The sequence below is a fragment of the Streptomyces sp. NBC_00523 genome, from assembly GCF_036346615.1.
Taxonomy (GTDB): domain Bacteria; phylum Actinomycetota; class Actinomycetes; order Streptomycetales; family Streptomycetaceae; genus Streptomyces.
Window position 1 is genome coordinate 3,403,518 of the sequence record NZ_CP107836.1, and the last position, 17,249, is coordinate 3,420,766.

The 17,249-nt window shown below is 70.8% G+C and carries 13 protein-coding genes and 1 pseudogene; 5 read left to right on the forward strand and 9 right to left on the reverse strand.

Going from position 1 to position 17,249, the window contains the following annotated elements:
* Positions 1–20: 20 nt before the first annotated feature.
* The 7 genes and pseudogenes from OHS17_RS15340 to ssd form a co-directional block, all read right to left on the reverse strand.
* A pseudogene (locus tag OHS17_RS15340) lies at positions 21–284 on the reverse strand (Rv3654c family TadE-like protein); the annotation flags it as partial.
* A 59-nt stretch (positions 285–343) separates the two neighbouring features.
* Entirely contained in the window at positions 344–721 is a 378-nt protein-coding gene (locus tag OHS17_RS15345; protein WP_330312643.1) for a TadE family type IV pilus minor pilin, read from the reverse strand.
* A gap of 109 nt (positions 722–830) precedes the next feature.
* Complete coding sequence (locus OHS17_RS15350) at positions 831–1,034, reverse strand: DUF4244 domain-containing protein (RefSeq protein ID WP_073864057.1); 204 nt, start codon at positions 1,032–1,034, stop codon at positions 831–833.
* An 86-nt stretch (positions 1,035–1,120) separates the two neighbouring features.
* The gene (locus OHS17_RS15355) at positions 1,121–1,957 is read right to left on the reverse strand and encodes a type II secretion system F family protein (protein ID WP_443066135.1); all 837 of its coding nucleotides are present in this window, start codon (positions 1,955–1,957) and stop codon (positions 1,121–1,123) included.
* Positions 1,954–2,838 (reverse strand): type II secretion system F family protein, encoded by an 885-nt coding sequence (locus OHS17_RS15360; protein ID WP_330312644.1) that lies wholly within the window; start codon positions 2,836–2,838, stop codon positions 1,954–1,956. The genes OHS17_RS15355 and OHS17_RS15360 overlap by 4 nt, the downstream gene beginning before the upstream one ends.
* The gene (locus OHS17_RS15365; RefSeq protein ID WP_330312645.1) at positions 2,835–3,983 is read right to left on the reverse strand and encodes a TadA family conjugal transfer-associated ATPase; all 1,149 of its coding nucleotides are present in this window, start codon (positions 3,981–3,983) and stop codon (positions 2,835–2,837) included. The genes OHS17_RS15360 and OHS17_RS15365 overlap by 4 nt, the downstream gene beginning before the upstream one ends.
* Complete coding sequence (ssd, locus tag OHS17_RS15370; RefSeq protein ID WP_330312646.1) at positions 3,980–5,041, reverse strand: septum site-determining protein Ssd; 1,062 nt, start codon at positions 5,039–5,041, stop codon at positions 3,980–3,982. The genes OHS17_RS15365 and ssd overlap by 4 nt, the downstream gene beginning before the upstream one ends.
* A 562-nt stretch (positions 5,042–5,603) precedes the next feature.
* On the opposite strand from ssd, the gene OHS17_RS15375 reads away from it, so the two are divergent.
* Positions 5,604–6,443, forward strand: a complete 840-nt coding sequence (locus OHS17_RS15375; RefSeq protein ID WP_330312647.1) for an HAD family hydrolase — start codon at positions 5,604–5,606, stop codon at positions 6,441–6,443.
* A 402-nt stretch (positions 6,444–6,845) separates the two neighbouring features.
* Here the strand turns inward: OHS17_RS15375 and OHS17_RS15380 are convergent, their stop codons facing one another.
* Entirely contained in the window at positions 6,846–7,670 is an 825-nt protein-coding gene (locus tag OHS17_RS15380) for an oxidoreductase (RefSeq protein ID WP_330312648.1), read from the reverse strand.
* A 102-nt stretch (positions 7,671–7,772) separates the two neighbouring features.
* Here OHS17_RS15380 and OHS17_RS15385 point away from each other — a divergent pair, with 102 nt between their 5' ends.
* On the forward strand, positions 7,773–8,768 hold the full coding sequence (locus OHS17_RS15385; RefSeq protein WP_330312649.1) for an ATP-binding protein: 996 nt from the start codon (positions 7,773–7,775) through the stop codon (positions 8,766–8,768).
* Positions 8,769–8,873: 105 nt separating this feature from the next.
* Here the strand turns inward: OHS17_RS15385 and OHS17_RS15390 are convergent, their stop codons facing one another.
* Positions 8,874–10,196, reverse strand: coding sequence for a hypothetical protein (locus OHS17_RS15390; RefSeq protein ID WP_330312650.1), 1,323 nt, complete (start codon positions 10,194–10,196; stop codon positions 8,874–8,876).
* A gap of 282 nt (positions 10,197–10,478) precedes the next feature.
* Here OHS17_RS15390 and OHS17_RS15395 point away from each other — a divergent pair, with 282 nt between their 5' ends.
* From OHS17_RS15395 to nhaA, 3 genes are all read left to right on the forward strand, one after another.
* The gene (locus OHS17_RS15395) at positions 10,479–13,427 is read left to right on the forward strand and encodes a bifunctional SulP family inorganic anion transporter/carbonic anhydrase (protein WP_330312651.1); all 2,949 of its coding nucleotides are present in this window, start codon (positions 10,479–10,481) and stop codon (positions 13,425–13,427) included.
* A gap of 184 nt (positions 13,428–13,611) precedes the next feature.
* A complete protein-coding gene (gene acs / locus OHS17_RS15400) occupies positions 13,612–15,609 on the forward strand; it encodes an acetate--CoA ligase (protein ID WP_020207268.1) in 1,998 nt (665 codons plus the stop codon).
* A 223-nt stretch (positions 15,610–15,832) separates the two neighbouring features.
* Positions 15,833–17,239 (forward strand): Na+/H+ antiporter NhaA, encoded by a 1,407-nt coding sequence (nhaA, locus tag OHS17_RS15405; protein WP_330312652.1) that lies wholly within the window; start codon positions 15,833–15,835, stop codon positions 17,237–17,239.
* Positions 17,240–17,249: the final 10 nt, after the last annotated feature.

The following is a 17,249-nucleotide window of genomic DNA, read 5'->3' on the forward strand; positions in this document are numbered from 1 at the left end:
AACCGCACCCGGGCCGTCACATCGGCAACCTCCCCCAGCACCGCGCACCGCACCACCTCCGCCCCCTGCGCCCTGGCCACCTCCTCGGCCGACGCGCAGGCTCGCTCCATGCCTTCCAGCGCCCGGTCCGCCGCCGCCAGCGCCGCCAGGTCGGCCGCGCCCCCGGCCCGGTGCCGAGCGGCCACCACCTGCCCGAGCGCCAGGACGACCGCGAACACGGTGCACAACGTCGTCGTGGTCACCGCCGCCCAAACGGTCGCCAGCCCCTGATCCCCCACCGGCATCCGACGCCGCCCCCACCACCGGACCGGAGCCCCGACCCACCGGCACCGACGCCGCCCCCTCACCGGCCGGGCCCTTCCACCGCCGGGTCCGGCGCGCCCGCGGCGGACCCGGCAGCAGGCACCGGGGCGTCCTCAGCCGCAGCCGCCGCCTCCGCTCTCAGCGTCACGGCGAGGCGCCCGGGCCCGGGCGTCGGAGCGGTCACCGTCACCCGCCACAGCTCTCCGGCCCGCTCCACCTCGACCGAAGCCCCGCCGGGCGCGGCGGAAAGAACGGCTTCCCGCACCTGGGGCGCCGGCTCCGAACGGGCTGCGGCACGAGCACCGGCCCGGGCCGCGTCCACACAGCGAATCTGGGCCGACGCGGCCATCAGCGCCCACAGCAGGGCCAGGGCGAACACCGCCAGCACCGGGATCACCATGGCGGCCTCCGCCGTCACCGCTCCCCGATCACCGAACCTCCTGCCGCCCGGCACAGCGCCCCCGCACCGTCCGTCCTCTCGTCCCGCCTGGCCTCCAAGCCCGGCCCCTGCCACCGCCGCAACGGCCTCAGAACTTCGCATCGAGCGCGCCCTTCAGCAGCGACTGCAGCTGGGACATCACCGCCGCACTGGTGACGACCTTGTAGAGCACGGCAGCGAACGCACAGGCCGCGATCGTGCCCACTGCGTACTCGGACGTCGTCATTCCGCTGTCGGCCCGGGACCGTGCGAGACGGACCACGGACCGCGTCCAGTTCTTGATCTTGCGCATCACTTCAAACCCCCATCACTTCAAACCCCCGATACATCGGTTACGTACAACACGGCTGAACTGCTCTTACGTCTTGGCCTTCCGGACTACGCCGGCTGGAGCAGGCCCCCGGCCAGCCCGATCACCACGGGCGCCACCCCCACCGCCAGGAACGCGGGAAGGAAGCAGAGCCCCACGGGCGCGGTGACCATCACGGCGGCCCTCTGCGCCCGCGCCACGGCCGCCCTTGCCCGCTCGGCCCGCAGTGCCTCGGCGATCCGGGCCACCGGCTCCGCCGCCGGGGCCCCGGTCGAGCCCGCCCGGTCCAGGCAGCCGGCCAGGGCGGCCGCCCCCGGTATCCCGCCGAACCTCCCCCAGGCGACGGCCGGGTCTCCGCCGAGCCGGATCTCCGCCGCGGTCCGGGCGAGCTGATCGCCCACCGGACCGCCCAGGGACTCCCCCACCGCCTGGGCCGCCTCCACCGGGCCGGCACCGGCGGAGAGGCAGGCCGCCAGCAGGTCCGCCGCCATGGGGAGTTGCCGAACGGTCTCCGCCGTTCGGGCCTTGCTCTCGGCGGCGAGGAGCGAGGCGTGTCCGAGCCTCTGCCGCTGCCACCGCCGCGCACCGCAGGCCGAAGCCAGGCCGACCGCCCATCCCGCCAGGCCGCCCACGAGGAACCACCCGGTCAGCACGACCGCCGACAACACCGCCCACTGCCGGACCGGGCCGACGGAGGCCATCCGGCCCACCCGAGGCCCGGACCGGAACGGCCCCGTCCAGACCCCGGGAACCGCCGGTCCCACCGCCAGAAGCCGCTCGCCCCGACGCCGTACCCGCCGACCGACCTGCCGCCGCGCCAGAGGAAGAACCACGCGCGAGTGGAGGCACAACGCAACCCCAACGGCCTCCGCCGCCTGGACCATCCCGCCGGCCGAAGCGCTCATCCCGCTTCCCCCGCCCGGACGATGCGGGCAGCCCAGAAAAGACCGCACACCTCCAGCAGGAGGCCGGCCACCAGGCAGACGAGGCCGGCGGTGCTGTGCAGCAACACCCCCAACGGGTCCGCGCCCAGCGCGGCGCCGAGCCCCAGCCCGACCACGGGGAGGAGGGCGAGCACCGTGACCGTCGACCACGCCCCCGCGAGTTGCGCCCGCAGTTCGTCCCGCTGACGGCGTTCGGCACGCAGAGCGCTTTCGAGCCGTCCCAGGCCCGCCGCGAGCCCGGCCCCGCTGCCCACCGCCACCCGCCAGCAGGCGGCCACCCCGGCCAACCCGGCGAGCCCCGGTTCCCCCGCCGCCTGGACGAGAGCTCGCGGCACGTCGCCCCCGAACCGCGCGGCGGCCGACACCCGGAATCCGGCTTCGCCCATGACGTCCGTGCCGCGCACCGCGACGAGCAGCGCCTCCCCCGGTTCGCGGCCGGCCCTGAGCTCGCCGACCAGCGCACCGCACAGGTCAACGACCCCGTTCGCCCGGGCCTCCTGTTCCTCGCGTGACCGCCTTTTCAGCAGCCATCTCCGTGCCAGCGGAACGGCGGCGGCCCCCGCGATCAACGGCAGTACGGACTGCCCGAGCACCGCCGGCACCGAAGCGACCGGGAGACACAGCCATTCCCACCGCCCACGCAGCCGCTTCTCGATCCGGCTGCGGACCCTCCACCACCTCTCCCCGGCCGGTGACCGCTCGCCCCCGTCGGTCAACAGCGCTCGCGCCCGGCGCAGCGGCCGACTGCGTCCGATCACCACCAGCCAGGCCGCCATCGCCGCGCACAGCGCCGCGGCGTGCACCACGTCCGGCACCCCGACGTGCGCCGACTCCACGGTCACAGCGCACCCCCGATGAGCTCGCGCAGCCGCTCCCAGCCCCGCTCCCGCTCAAAGCCCGTGGTACCCCACCGCAACGCCGGAACAGTCAGTACCAGCCCGGCCACATCCCGCTCCAGCACATGGATGTCCGCGATCCGCCTGCGTCCCGTCCGGTCCCGTACGAGGTGGACCACGACCGACAGAGCCGCCGCCAACTGGCTGTGCAGCGCCAGCCGGTCCAGCCCCGCCGCGGTTCCGAGCGCTTCCAACCGTGCGGGGACGTGCCCGGCGGCATTGGCATGGACCGTTCCAGAGCCTCCCTCATGTCCCGTGTTGAGGGCGGCCAGGAGCTCGGTCACCTCACTTCCTCGCACCTCACCGACCACCAGCCGGTCGGGACGCATACGCAGGGCCTGTCGCACCAGGTCCCGAAGGGTCACCCGTCCGGCACCCTCCTGATTCGGAGGGCGCGACTCCAGCCGTACGACGTGCGGATGGTCCGGTCGCAGCTCTGCCGAGTCCTCGGCGAGCACGATCCGTTCGCGCTCCCCCACCGCACCCAGAAGGCTCGAAAGCAGGGTCGTCTTCCCCGCCCCCGTCCCGCCGCTGATCAGATAGGAGACCCTCGCCTCCACCAGGGCCCTCAGCACCCGGTCGCCTCCGGGCGGCACGGTCCCGGCCTCGACCAGCTCCGCCAGTGAGAAGGCCCGGGGCCTGACCACCCGCAGCGACAGGCACGTCGACCCGACCGATACCGGGGGAAGCACGGCGTGCATTCGGGTGCCGTCCGGCAGCCTCGCGTCCACCCAGGGCCTGGCATCGTCCAGCCGGCGCCCCGCCACGGCGGCGAGCCGCTGGGCCAGCCTGCGGACCGCAGCCGCGTCCGCGAAGGTCACCTCGGTGAGTTCGAGTCCGCCGCCCCGGTCCACCCAGACCCTGTCGGGCGCGGACACCAGAACGTCCGTGACATCGGGGTCGGCGAGGAGCGGTTCCAGCACCCCGGTCCCGATCAGCTCCCCCCTCAGTTCGTCCGCACGTCCGAGCACTTCAGCGGTACCGAGCAGACGACCCTGGGCTCGCAGAGCGGCGGCGACCCCGGCCGGGGTCGGAGCAGTGCCGCTGGAGGCGAGCCGCTGCCTCACCGCATCAAGCAGCGCCTCGGTCATGAGGCGACCCCCACGGCCGGGCCGCTGACGCTCTCCCCCACGAGGGCCTGTTCCCAGAAGGCATCACAGAATCTGGCCAGCGGGCCGCGCGCGTTGCCACCGGGCGGCTCGCCGGCGTCCTGCTCGGCCGACAGACCTCTTTCCAGCGGGACCTCACCGGCCAGTGGCAGGCACATCGCTCGAGCCACCCACTGCGCGTCGAGCCCCGGCGCGTACGGACCCCGCGCCACTACCCGCAGATCGTCAAGCACCGTCCCCGCCATCGACGCCACCCGCTTCGCCGCCGCGACCGCGCGCAGCTCGCCGGGAACGACCACAAGCCCCAGGTCCAGCTGGGCAAGGGCCTCGGCCACCGCTTCGTCCACCCGGCGCGGCAGGTCGACCACCACCACTCCGCCGAGCCGGCGTGCGGCTGCCAGCACCGCCCGCATGGCGGGTGGCGGGATCACCACCCAGTCGTCACGGCCCCAGCTGAGCGCCCGAAGCCCATGCAGCGCGGGCAGTGACTCCTCCAGCGCGCCCCCGCCGACCCGGCCCTTGGAGTGGGCGAAATCCGGCCACCGCATGCCGTCCGCCCGCTCGCCGCCGAGCAGCACATCGATGCCGCCCCCCAGTGGGTCCCCGTCGATGAGCATGGTCCGCTGCCCCGCCCTGGCCGCGGTCACCGCGAGGGCGCAGGCAAGTGTGGACGCTCCCGCACCTCCCCGGCCCCCGATCACCCCGACCGTGACCGCTGGCCGGCCGACGCCTTCCGACGCGTTGGCGATCTGGTCGACAAGCCAGTTCTCGGAGTCAGGCAGGCGGATCACGCACTCGGCGCCGATCTCGACGGCACGACGCCACACGTCCGGCACGTCCCGGCCTCGTCCCACGACCATGACGCCCCGCCGGCGCGCCGCACCGTGGCACCGTGCGGCCGCGTCGTCGCCGACGAGGACCAGGGGTGCTTGCTCCCACCCCTCTCGATGGTCCGGCAGCGTGTGATGCACCTCCGGTTCCGCGCCGGCGGCGGCACACAGCCTGAGCAGGTCGTCGAGCAGATCCACGTCCTCGGTCACGATCAGCGGTCCACCCCGCCGCGTGGTGACACCCGCCCATCGGCCCTGCGCACTGGATTCAGCCACGCTCTCCCCCTCCATCACTCACCTTCACCGCGGGTCGCGGCGATCTCGGAGCCCGTCCGAGAACGGTGATTCCGGTACCCGCGGAGTTCGCGGGTGGAATCAAGGTGCAGCGCTTCCGGAAATCATGTGGATCTTGCTCAAAAACCGTGGACAACTCAGTGGTTGTGAATAACTTCGTCGCTCATACCGGTGACTTCCTGGTGCGACTCTTTCGCTACCCAGCGTCACAGTGCACGCTGAAGTGAGTCGGGCGTGGACACAGCCCGACAGAAAGCAGGAGGAGGAGAAATGGTCGATTCCGCGCGAGAAACCGCGTCCGGACATGCGACGACCCCCGCCGGGGGGGAGAGCGGGGGTCGTCCCCACGGCCGACTCGGGGGGGGAGGAGCCGGACCGGGTTAGCACGGTCGCGAACGATCCGTGACTTCCATGGTGTACCCGAGGCCCTTCTCAAGCAAACCCACGCGCCGGGGTTTACGCCGAATGGCGGGCCCCTATGCTCTGCGGTGTGGAAAACCGCTTCTTGCCGCGCACAGCCGCCTTCTTTGACCTGGACAAGACGGTCATTGCGAAGTCCTCGACACTGACCTTCAGCAAGTCCTTCTACCACGGCGGGCTGATCAACCGCCGCGCGGTGCTGCGTACCGCGTACACACAGTTCGTGTTCCTTGCCGGGGGCGCGGATCACGACCAGATGGAGCGGATGCGCGAATATCTCTCGGCGCTCTGCAAGGGCTGGAACGTGCAGCAGGTCAAGGAACTCGTGGCCGAGACCCTGCACGAACTGATCGACCCCATCATCTACGACGAGGCGGCGACCCTCATCGAGGAGCACCACACCGCCGGCCGCGACGTCGTGATCGTCTCGACCTCGGGCGCCGAGGTGGTCGAACCGATCGGTGAGCTGCTCGGCGCCGACCGCGTGGTCGCCACCCGCATGGTCGTCGGTGACGACGGCTGCTACACGGGCGAGGTGGAGTACTACGCGTACGGCCCCACGAAGGCCGAAGCCATCAAGGCGCTCGCGGAATCCGAGGGATACGATCTGGCCCGCTGCTACGCGTACAGCGACTCGGCCACCGATGTCCCGATGCTGGAATCCGTCGGACACCCTCACGCGGTCAACCCGGACCGTGCGCTGCGACGGGAGGCCACGCTCCGCGAGTGGCCGATTCTCGCCTTCGACCGGCCCGTCCGCCTCAAGCAGCGCCTCTCGGCGTTCTCCCTGCCGCCCCGACCGGCACTCGTGGCCGCGGCTGCCGTGAGTGCGGCCGCACTCACGGCAGGAGCCGTCTGGTACGCGGCCCGCCGACGGGCCGGCGCCGCTACCGCCTGAACCGACCGACCGATTGAACCAACTCGTCCGTAATTGAACCTAAAAGTAAAGAAGTGCGGCCACCACTACCGCTCCACGGGCCCCTGGAGTACAAAGGATTCAACGGCCCGCGAGACCAAGGACATCCGCGAGGATGACCTGAATTACGCAGCAAAGGCCCCACGGACCGCGCATGAAAACCCGGCACCCACGCGACGTCGACCCGTCGATTACGGGCCAGCCACACCAGGAGCGGGCAAAGACTCCGCCCTGATGGGCACATATCGAGGACGCTTGGTAACCGGGCGGACGTGCCAGCGGCGGTACCGAGACCGGTACCGCCGCAACCATGCTCAGCCTGTACGACAGCGACGCCCCGGACAGCAGTCACCGGCCTGCGCCGGTGACGAGCGGCAGCCCGCCCTATGCGGCGCCTCGCTGCAGCGCCTCGCACACCGCTGTCGATTCCCTGACACCGAGCTCCGCCGCGCGTCCGCAGTGACCGATCCAGGCCGCCATGCCTTCCGACGTGCCGGACAGGTAGCCGTCGAAGGCGGCCGCGTAGGCCGCCCGCCCCTGCTCGGCGTGCCCGACCTCGGCCGGGCAGATCGATTTGGGATCGAGCCCGCTTCCGATCAGCACGATCCGCTCCGCGGTCCGCGCCACCAGGCCGTTGTGCGAACCGAAGGGACGCAGCGCCAGCAGCTCTCCGTGGACGACGGCGGCGGTCACCAGAGCGGGCGCCTCACTCCCCGAAAGGATGATTCTGCTGAGGCCGTCCAGTCGGCCCGCGACCTCATCGGCACCCGGCAGCGGTGCCTCGATCAGGGGCTCGTCCACCGGTTCGCCCGCGAGCCGGGGCCGTCCGACCGCGTCCTCCGGGGCGGCACTGCCGGCCGCCACCAGGTGAAGCCGCGCCAGTACCCGCAGCGGCGACTGCCGCCAGATGGAGAGGAGCTGACCGGCCTCCGCCGTCAGGCGAAGCGCGGCCCCGACGACGCGCGCCTCGTCGTCGCTGCTGAAATCGGTGCGCCGGCGCACCTCTTCGAGGTTCCAGTCGGCGCCGGACAGAGCGGCCGATCCGCGCGCGCCCCGCAGAGCGGCCTCCGCCGTGACCTCGTTGCTGCGGCGCCGCATCACACGGTGGCCGTACACGCGGTCCACCGCCTTGCGTACGGAGTCCACCGCGTCGGTCACGCCCGGCAGAGCGCCCAGAGCGACGAGCGGGTCCGAGGAAGTCGTACTCATAAGTAGCGAGGCTACGCGCCTCCCGCCCACCTACCCGCCGGGAGTGGCCTTCTTCACGAAACCACACAACTCATAGCGAGCAATCGACTACCCTAGGTGAACATGAAGATCGCTTTCGTAGGGAAGGGCGGCAGCGGAAAGACCACGCTGTCCTCGCTCTTCATCCGCCACCTCGCAGCCAATGAAGCCCACGTCGTCGCGGTGGACGCCGACATCAACCAGCACCTCGGAGCCGCACTCGGCCTCGACGAGGACGAATCCGCAGCGCTGCCCGCCATGGGCGCCCAGCTGCCCCTGATCAAGGAGTATCTGCGCGGCAGCAATCCGCGCATCGCCTCGGCCGAGACGATGATCAAGACGACGCCGCCGGGCGAGGGCTCCCGCCTCCTGCGCGTATGCGAGGACAACCCGATCTTCGACGCCTGTGCCCGTACGGTCCGGCTCGACGACGGAGACATCCGGCTGATGGCCACGGGGCCGTTCACCGAATCGGACCTGGGCGTGGCGTGCTACCACTCGAAGGTCGGCGCGGTCGAGCTCTGCCTCAACCACCTCGTGGACGGCCCCGACGAGTACGTGGTGGTCGACATGACCGCCGGTTCGGACTCCTTCGCCTCGGGGATGTTCACCCGCTTCGACATGACGTTCCTCATCGCCGAACCGACCCGCAAGGGCGTCTCCGTCTACCGTCAGTACAAGGAGTACGCGCGGGACTTCGGCGTGGACCTGAAGGTCGTCGGGAACAAGGTGCAGGACGAAAACGACCTGGACTTCCTGCGCTCCGAAGTGGGCGACGACCTGCTGGTGGCCGTCGGCCATTCCGACTGGGTGCGGGCCATGGAGAAGGGCCGCCCCGCTCGCTTCGAGCTGCTCGAGGCGGACAACCGGATGGCCCTGCAGGCCCTGCAGAACGCGGCGGAGGACTCGTACGAGCGCCGGGACTGGGGCCGTTACACGCGCCAGATGGTCCACTTCCACCTGAGGAACGCGGAGAGCTGGGGGAACGAGAAGACCGGCGCCGACCTCGCCGCGCAGGTCGACCCCGGCTTCGTACTGGACGAACGCTTCATCCGCGCCGAAGCCGCCCAGCCCGCGTGAGCGACTGAGGTCCCGGGCGGGCATGCCGCGGCGCCGCCGTGGCTCCGAGGGGCGCACCGGACGGCGCCGGGCATGTCTCCTGCCCGGCGCCCGGAGCCACCGGATCTAACGACCGGCCGGGTTGCCCGCGGCAGCGGCCGGAGCCTTTGAGGGCGACTGCTCCCGGCCTGCCTCCAGGAACGCGGGCCAGCCTGCCTTGGGCGCCTGGCCGACCTTCAGCGTCCGGAACTTCGCGAGGGTCTCCGGGTCCTGGGCGTCGAGCCAGTCCGCCAGCTGCCTGAACGAGACACAGCGCACGTCCCTCTTGGTGCAGACCGCCGCGATCGTCTGCTCGATGGCACGCATGTACGTGCCACCGTTCCAGGACTCGAAGTGGTTGCCGATGATCAGCGGCGCGCGGTTGCCGTCATACGCGCGGTCGAACGCCTGGAGCAGGCCGTCCCGCATCTGGTTCCCCCAGTACGCGTGCTTGTCGGGGTCGCCCTGCGTCGTTCCGGACTGGTTGAACATGAAGTTGTAGTCCATCGACAGCGTCTCGAACGCGCGCCCCGGGACCGGCACCAGTTGCATGGAGAGGTCCCAGACACCGTTCTTCTTCTGCGGCCACACCTGGTCGTTGACACCGCTGGAGTCGTAGCGGAACCCCATGGTGCGTGCCGCCTCCACCATGTTCTTCTGACCCTCCAGGCAGGGGGTACGGCCGCCGACGAGTTCCTTGTCGTAGTCGAAGGGCAGCGCCTTCTCGTTCTTGAGGACCGGGTCGTTCGTCCTCCAGCCCTTCACGAATGACTTGGCCTGGCTGATCTCGCTCTTCCACTCCTCGACGGACCAGGTGCCGACGCCGCCGTCCTTGCCGCAGAAGTGCCCGTTGAAGTGGGTGCCGATCTCGTTGCCGTCCTGCCAGGCGCCGCGGAGCTGGGTCAGGGTGTCGCGGATGCCCTTGGTGTCGTTGAAGCCGATGTCCGAGGCGCCGGCGTTGTGCTTGGGCGGGTCGTACAGGGCCCGCTTCCCCTCCGGCAGCAGATATACGCCACTGAGGAAGTACGTCATCGCGGCGTTGTACTTCTTGCCCACCTCGCGGAAGTGCGAGAAGAGCCGCTGACTGTCCTCGCCCGCCCCGTCCCACGAGAACACAACGAACTGCGGGGGTTTCTGGCCGGCCGTCAGGTGGGCCACAGCCGGCTGCTTGGGCTGGACACCCGTGAACGCGGTGGAACCATCGCCAATGGCCCGGAACACGCGCTTGGGTGCGGCTTCAGCACCCTTTTTCTTCTCTCCCGCGGCGCCGTTCACGGCCCCGAGGCCGGAGCCCTCCGCGCCGGAGCCGGTCCCCGCGCACCCGGCCGCCCCCACGACCAGTACGACGGTCCCGACGCCCAGGGCGATCCTTCTCGTGGCGCCCATCGACTTCTTCGCGGCGGCCATCATCCGCCCACCTCTTTCTCGCAGGTAGCTTGCGCCGGGTGCCGACACGGCGCCGCCAAAGTCGCACGCACTGTCCAAGAGTCAGCACGACAGGCCGAATGAAAAACTGACTATTCACCGGAATGGGTGGCCGGATGGCCCATTTGCCCTTAATCCTGGACACCGCTCTTTACTCTCCATTACTGTCTGTTTACTGAGAGTTGAGAAATCCCGCCGCTGCATGCCCCGACCCACGGCCGCGTCATCGAGTTCCACGACCGCGTTGCCCAGGAAGAGACGGGAAATATGTCTGCCTGCGTACCCACTCGCCACGACCACTCATCCCGCAGCTCGCGCCCCTCCCGGTCCTCGGGGGTCAAGCGACCACACAGCCCGCCCCCGCCGCCGCGCGGCGGACGGTTCCGCATCTCGGGCGCCGATGTGTCCGCGTCCATCACTGTCTTTCTGCTCGCCATCCCCATGTCGCTCGGCCTGGCTGTCGCCATGGGAGCCCCTCTGGAGGCGGGCCTCATCTCCGCCGCAGTCGGCGGCATCGTCGCCGGACTCCTCGGCGGCACCCCCCTGCAGGTCTCCGGCCCGTCCGCCGGACTGACCGTGGTCACCGCCGAGACGATCCAGGTCTACGGCTGGCGCACCACCTGCGCCATCACGATCGGGGCGGGCCTGCTTCAGCTCGCGCTCGGCTCATTGCGGGCGGCCCGCAGCGCACTTGCCGTCAGCCCCGCCATCGTCCACGGCACGCTCGCCGGCATCGGCGTGGCCATCGCGCTGGCTCAACTGCACATCGTGCTGGGCGGTTCCCCGCAGAGCTCGGCGATCTCCAACGTGCTGCATCTTCCCGACCAACTTGCACGTGTCAGTCCCGCCGCCCCATTGATCGGCGCGCTCACCGTTGCCATCCTGGTCCTGTGGCCACTGCTGCCCGGCCGGACCGGACGGCTCCTGCGCCGCGTTCCGGCGGCCCTGGCTTCTGTGGGTCTGGCCACGGCCGTGGCCGCGTGGGCGGCACCGTCGATCGCCCGGGTCGATCTCCCGTCCTGGCGTTCGCACGCCCTGCCGGAAATGCCGCATGGGCCGGTGCTCGGCCTGGCCACAGCCGTGTTCACGATGATGCTGGTGGCCAGCCTGGAGTCACTGCTCGCCGCCGTCGCCGTGGACAAACTGGCCGCCGACCGGAGCCGCGCCCACTCGACAGACTCTCCTGCGCGGCCCGGTGAGGTACGAGGCGACGAGGCCCGCGAGAACAGGGACCGCCCGCACTCTTCCGGGACACCCGCCGTCGAAGCAGCCACCGCCCATGCCGGCCCGGACGGCACCAAGCGACCCGCGCCACCCCTGCTCAAACGCTCCGACCTCGACCGGGAGCTACGCGCACAAGGCGTCGCCAATGCGGTATCGGGCCTGCTGGGGGGACTCGCGGTCTCCGGTGGCGCCGTGCGCAGTTCGGCGAATGTGAGAGCCGGGGCGACCGGTCGCGCGTCCACCGTGCTGCACGGCGTATGGATCCTGGTCGCATCCGGCCTGCTCGTCACCCTGCTGGAGCGCATCCCGCTCGCCGCCCTGGGGGCGCTGGTGATGATGGTCGGCCTCAAGATGGTGAGCCTGGCGCACATCCGCAACGTCCATAAGCACCGGGAGTTCCTGGTGTACGGCGCGACCATCGCCGGGGTGCTGGTCGTCGGCGTACTCAAGGGCGTGGTCATCGGCATCGCCGTAGCGGTGGCCGTCGCCCTGCACCGGCTGGGCCAGACCCGGATCTCGGTGTCCGAACAGAACGGACAGCATCTCGTGGTCGTACGGGGCCAGTTGACCTTCCTGGCCGTCCCCCGCCTCAGCCGGGTCCTGGGCCGGCTCCCCCAGGATGCCGATGTGGTCCTGGAGCTGGACGGGTCGTTCGTGGACCACGCCGCATACGAGACGATCCAGGACTGGTCCAGCGCCCATGCGGCCCACGGCGGCCAGGTGGCGTTCGCCGGGAGGTCGGGCGGCAGGATCGCCGAGCCCGCTGCGGCAGCACACTCCTGCTGCCGGCCATGGACCCCCTGGCGCAACCACCACTGCCACGACCAACCCGAGCATGCCCCTCCCGCAGAGGTCGACGACGGCGCGGATGCCGCCGCGACCGAGGTCCCGCAGCACCCGGCGAGCGCCCCGGGCACGGTCCACCCGCCGAGCCCCACATCCACCACTGGCGCCGCGACAGTCACCCCCACGGGGATCGCACCTTCCACCGGCCCGGCCCCAGGCAGCCCCACCCCCGCCTCCGCCCCGCCTCACACCGGCAGCACCGCCCCCACCGTCACCACCCCCACCTCCGCCTCCTCCCAAGCACTCACCGCCCCGCACGCGGATCGCCCCGCTCAATCCGCCCCCACCGGGCAGCCCGCATCCACCGGCCGGCCCACGCGCCCCGCCCGCGATCACCGGCTGGTCAGAGGTCTCAGCTCGTTCCAGCGGGACACGGCGCCCCTGGTCCGGGGGGAACTGGCGCGGCTCGCCAGGGAGGGCCAACGCCCCTCGCAGCTCTTCATCACCTGCGCGGACTCTCGCCTCGTGACGAGCATGATCACGGCCAGCGGCCCGGGTGACCTGTTCACCGTGCGGAACATCGGCAACCTGGTGCCACCTCCCGACGCCGAGGAGGGCGATCACTCGGTGGGGGCCGCGATCGAGTACGCGGTGGACGTGCTCGGCGTCGAGTCCATCACCGTCTGCGGCCACTCGGACTGCGGCGCGATGAACGCGCTGCTGGGGGCCGCCCCGGAAGCCCCGGACACCTCGCTGTGGCGCTGGCTCCGAAACGGGCTGCCCAGCCTGACCCGGGTGACCTCGGCCGGCGACGCCCCGGTCCGGCTCTCCGGACGGCTGCCCGCCGACGCGGTGGAGCAGCTCTGCCTGACCAACGTGGTCCAGCAGCTCGACCATCTGAGGGCCCACCCATCGGTGGCGCGCCGGATCGCCGACGGCACCCTTCAGCTCCACGGCATGTACTTCCACGTGGCCGAGGCCCAGTCGTATCTGCTGGACGAGAGCACGGGCACGGAGAGCGGCACGGCCGAGGTGTTCGACCCGATCACACCGGATCAGTCCGCCACACCGACGCACCCGATCACACCGGCGCGCCCGACAGCACCGGCGGACCTGGCCGACCCGGCCGACCCGGCCGCACCGGCGGACCCGGCCGACCCGGCCGCACCGGCGGACCCGGCCGAGCTGGCCCGTACCGGCGGCTGAACCGCAGGCAGCTCAGATCCGTAAGACCTGGTGATCCCGCTTCCGTGTCGGCGGCGCCCGCACCGACGGTGTGCTCCACCGCGCCGCCACGGCGTGGAGGCGGGATCATGCCTCTATACACGAGACACAGGTCTAAACCAATTCCCGGCAGACACTTGTCACCTGGCCTTGGGACTGATGAGCTATGCCCCGGGACACAACGGACACCCTGGGACTGGGAGAAGTCGTGAGCAACGAGAGCCTGGCCAACCTGCTTCGGGAAGAGCGGAAGTTCGCTCCGCCTGCCGAGCTGGCCGCCAACGCCAACGTCACCGCAGAGGCGTACGAGCAGGCCGAAGCGGACCGGCTGGGCTTCTGGGCCGAGCAGGCCCGCCGCCTGACCTGGGCCACCGAGCCGACCGAGACCCTCGACTGGAGCAACCCGCCCTTCGCGAAGTGGTTCGCGGACGGCGAGCTCAACGTCGCGTACAACTGCGTGGACCGTCATGTCGAGGCGGGCAACGGCGACCGGGTCGCCATCCACTTCGAGGGCGAGCCCGGCGACAGCCGCGCCATCACCTACGCGGAGCTGAAGGACGAGGTCTCCCGCGCCGCCAACGCCCTCACCGAGCTCGGTGTCGGCAAGGGCGACCGGGTCGCCGTCTACCTCCCGATGATCCCCGAGGCCGCCTTCGCGATGCTGGCCTGCGCCCGCATCGGCGCCGCGCACTCGGTGGTCTTCGGCGGGTTCTCCGCCGACGCCATCGCCGCCCGCATCCAGGACGCGGACGCGAAGGTCGTCATCACCGCCGACGGCGGCTACCGCCGCGGCAAGCCCTCCGCGCTCAAGCCCGCGGTCGACGACGCCGTCTCCCGTATCGACAGCGTGGAGCACGTCCTGGTCGTCCGCCGTACAGGCCAGGACACCGCGTGGACCGAGGGCCGCGACGTCTGGTGGCACGAGATCACGGGCCGCCAGTCCGCCGAGCACACGCCCGAGGCGTTCGAGGCGGAGCAGCCGCTCTTCATCCTGTACACGTCGGGCACCACCGGGAAGCCCAAGGGCATCCTGCACACCTCCGGCGGCTACCTCACCCAGGCGGCGTACACCCACCACGCGGTCTTCGACCTCAAGCCGGAGACCGATGTCTACTGGTGCACCGCCGACATCGGCTGGGTGACCGGGCACTCCTACATCGTCTACGGACCGCTGGCCAACGGCGCCACGCAGGTGATGTACGAGGGCACCCCCGACACCCCGCACCAGGGGCGCTTCTGGGAGATCGTCCAGAAGTACGGGGTCACGATCCTCTACACCGCGCCGACCGCGATCCGTACGTTCATGAAGTGGGGGGACGACATCCCCGCCAAGTTCGACCTGTCGTCCCTGCGCGTCCTCGGTTCGGTCGGTGAGCCGATCAACCCCGAGGCGTGGATCTGGTACCGCAAGCACATCGGTGCCGACAAGTGCCCGATCGTGGACACCTGGTGGCAGACCGAGACCGGCACGATGATGATCTCGCCGCTGCCCGGCGTCACCGAGACCAAGCCGGGAAGCGCCCAGCGCGCCCTGCCGGGCATCTCCGCGACCGTCGTGGACGACGAGGCCAACGAGGTCCCGAACGGCGGAGGCGGCTACCTGGTCCTCACCGAGCCGTGGCCGTCGATGCTCCGCACCATCTGGCGCGACGACCAGCGGTTCCTCGACACCTACTGGTCACGCTTCGAGGGCAAGTACTTCGCCGGTGACGGTGCCAAGAAGGACGAGGACGGCGACATCTGGCTGCTCGGCCGGGTGGACGACGTCATGCTGGTGTCCGGGCACAACATCTCGACCACCGAGGTCGAGTCGGCGCTCGTCTCGCACCCCTCGGTCGCCGAGGCCGCCGTGGTCGGCGCCGCCGACGAGACGACCGGTCAGGCCATCGTCGCCTTCGTCATCCTGCGGGGCACCGCGACCGCCTCCGACGAGCTGGTCGCGGAGCTGCGCAACCACGTCGGGGCGACCCTCGGCCCGATCGCCAAGCCGAAGCGCATCATGCCGGTGGCCGAGCTGCCGAAGACCCGTTCCGGCAAGATCATGCGCCGTCTGCTGCGCGACGTGGCGGAGAACAGGGCCCTGGGCGACGTCACGACCCTGACCGACTCCTCGGTCATGGATCTGATCCAGAGCCAGCTGCCGTCGGCCTCCTCCGAGGACTGACAGCGACGCACGATCCGAAGGGCACCCGGCAGCGCGCCGGGTGCCCTTCGGGCGCTTACGGTGAGAGCACCGCTCCCAAGCATCCTCACCGCCACGCCCCGCGGGTACAGTGGCAGCTGATCGACAACACGATAAGAAAATCTTCACAGGGGTGCCGGGAAGTCTGGTCGGCAAGTGCATCAGCCATGCCATCGCTGCCGTACCGACCCGGAGGTCTCCCCCCGTGGCCACACCCACCCCTACGCCCGCCGGCCCGCGCCGCACCCTTCTGGGGCGGCTGCCTCTCCCTGAGCGCAACTACGTCGCCGACGCCCTGCGTACGGAGACCGTCGGGGGCGTCATCCTGCTGGTCGCCGCCGTGGCGGCGCTGGTGTGGGCGAACACCGCGGGTTCGAGCTACTCGGCCGTCAGCGACTTCCACATCGGGCCCCAGACCCTCGGTCTGCACCTCTCCGTGGAGCACTGGGCCGCCGACGGGCTGCTCGCGGTCTTCTTCTTCGTCGCGGGCGTCGAGCTCAAACGCGAACTCGTGGCGGGAGAGCTGCGCGATCCCAAGGCCGCGGCACTCCCCGTGGCCGCCGCGCTCTGCGGCATGGCGGTCCCGGCGCTCGTCTACACCCTGGTGAACGTCTTCGGCGACGGCTCGAAGGGCGGCTGGGCAGTCCCCACGGCCACGGACATCGCCTTCGCGCTCGCCGTTCTCGCCGTCATCGGCGCCTCGCTGCCCAACGCGCTCCGGGCCTTCCTGCTGACGCTCGCCGTCGTGGACGACCTCTTCGCGATCCTCATCATCGCCGTCTTCTTCACCGAGGACATCAATTTCCTCGCGCTCGGCGGCGCCTTCCTCGGCCTGGGCCTCTTCTACCTGCTGCTCCGCCTCGGAGTGCGCGGCTGGTACGTCTACGTGCCGCTCGCCCTGGTCATCTGGGGGCTGATGTACAACAGCGGCGTCCACGCCACCATCGCCGGTGTCGCCATGGGCCTGATGCTGCGCTGCACCCGCCGCGAGGGCGAGGAGCACTCACCCGGGGAGCGCATCGGGCACCTGGTGCACCCGCTGTCGGCGGGCTTCGCCGTGCCGGTCTTCGCGCTCTTCTCCGCAGGGGTCTCCCTGTCCGGAGGCGCGCTGGGCGCTGTGTTCCAACGGCCGGAAACGCTCGGGGTCGTCCTGGGCCTCGTCGCCGGCAAGACCATCGGCGTCTTCGGCGGTACGTGGCTGACCACCAGGCTCACCAGGGCCGAGCTGAACAAGGACCTGGCCTGGGCGGACGTCTTCGCGATCGCCACCCTCGCCGGCATCGGCTTCACCGTGTCGCTGCTGATCGGGGAGCTCGCGTTCGCCGGTGACGACGACATGATCAACGAGATCAAGGCGTCGGTTCTCGTCGGCTCCCTCATTGCCGCCGTACTCTCCGGTGTACTGCTCAAACTCCGGGTACGCAGATACAGGGCACTGACCGACGCCGAGGAACTCGACGAGGACGGTTCAGGGGTGCCGGACGTCTACGAACAGGACGATCCGGCCTACCACCTGAGGATGGCCGCCATCTACGAGGAGAAGGCGGCCGAGCACCGCCGCCTTGCCCGACTGGCGGGGGCAGCGAGCAACAGGCCGGACAGTCCGGCATGATCTGACATCG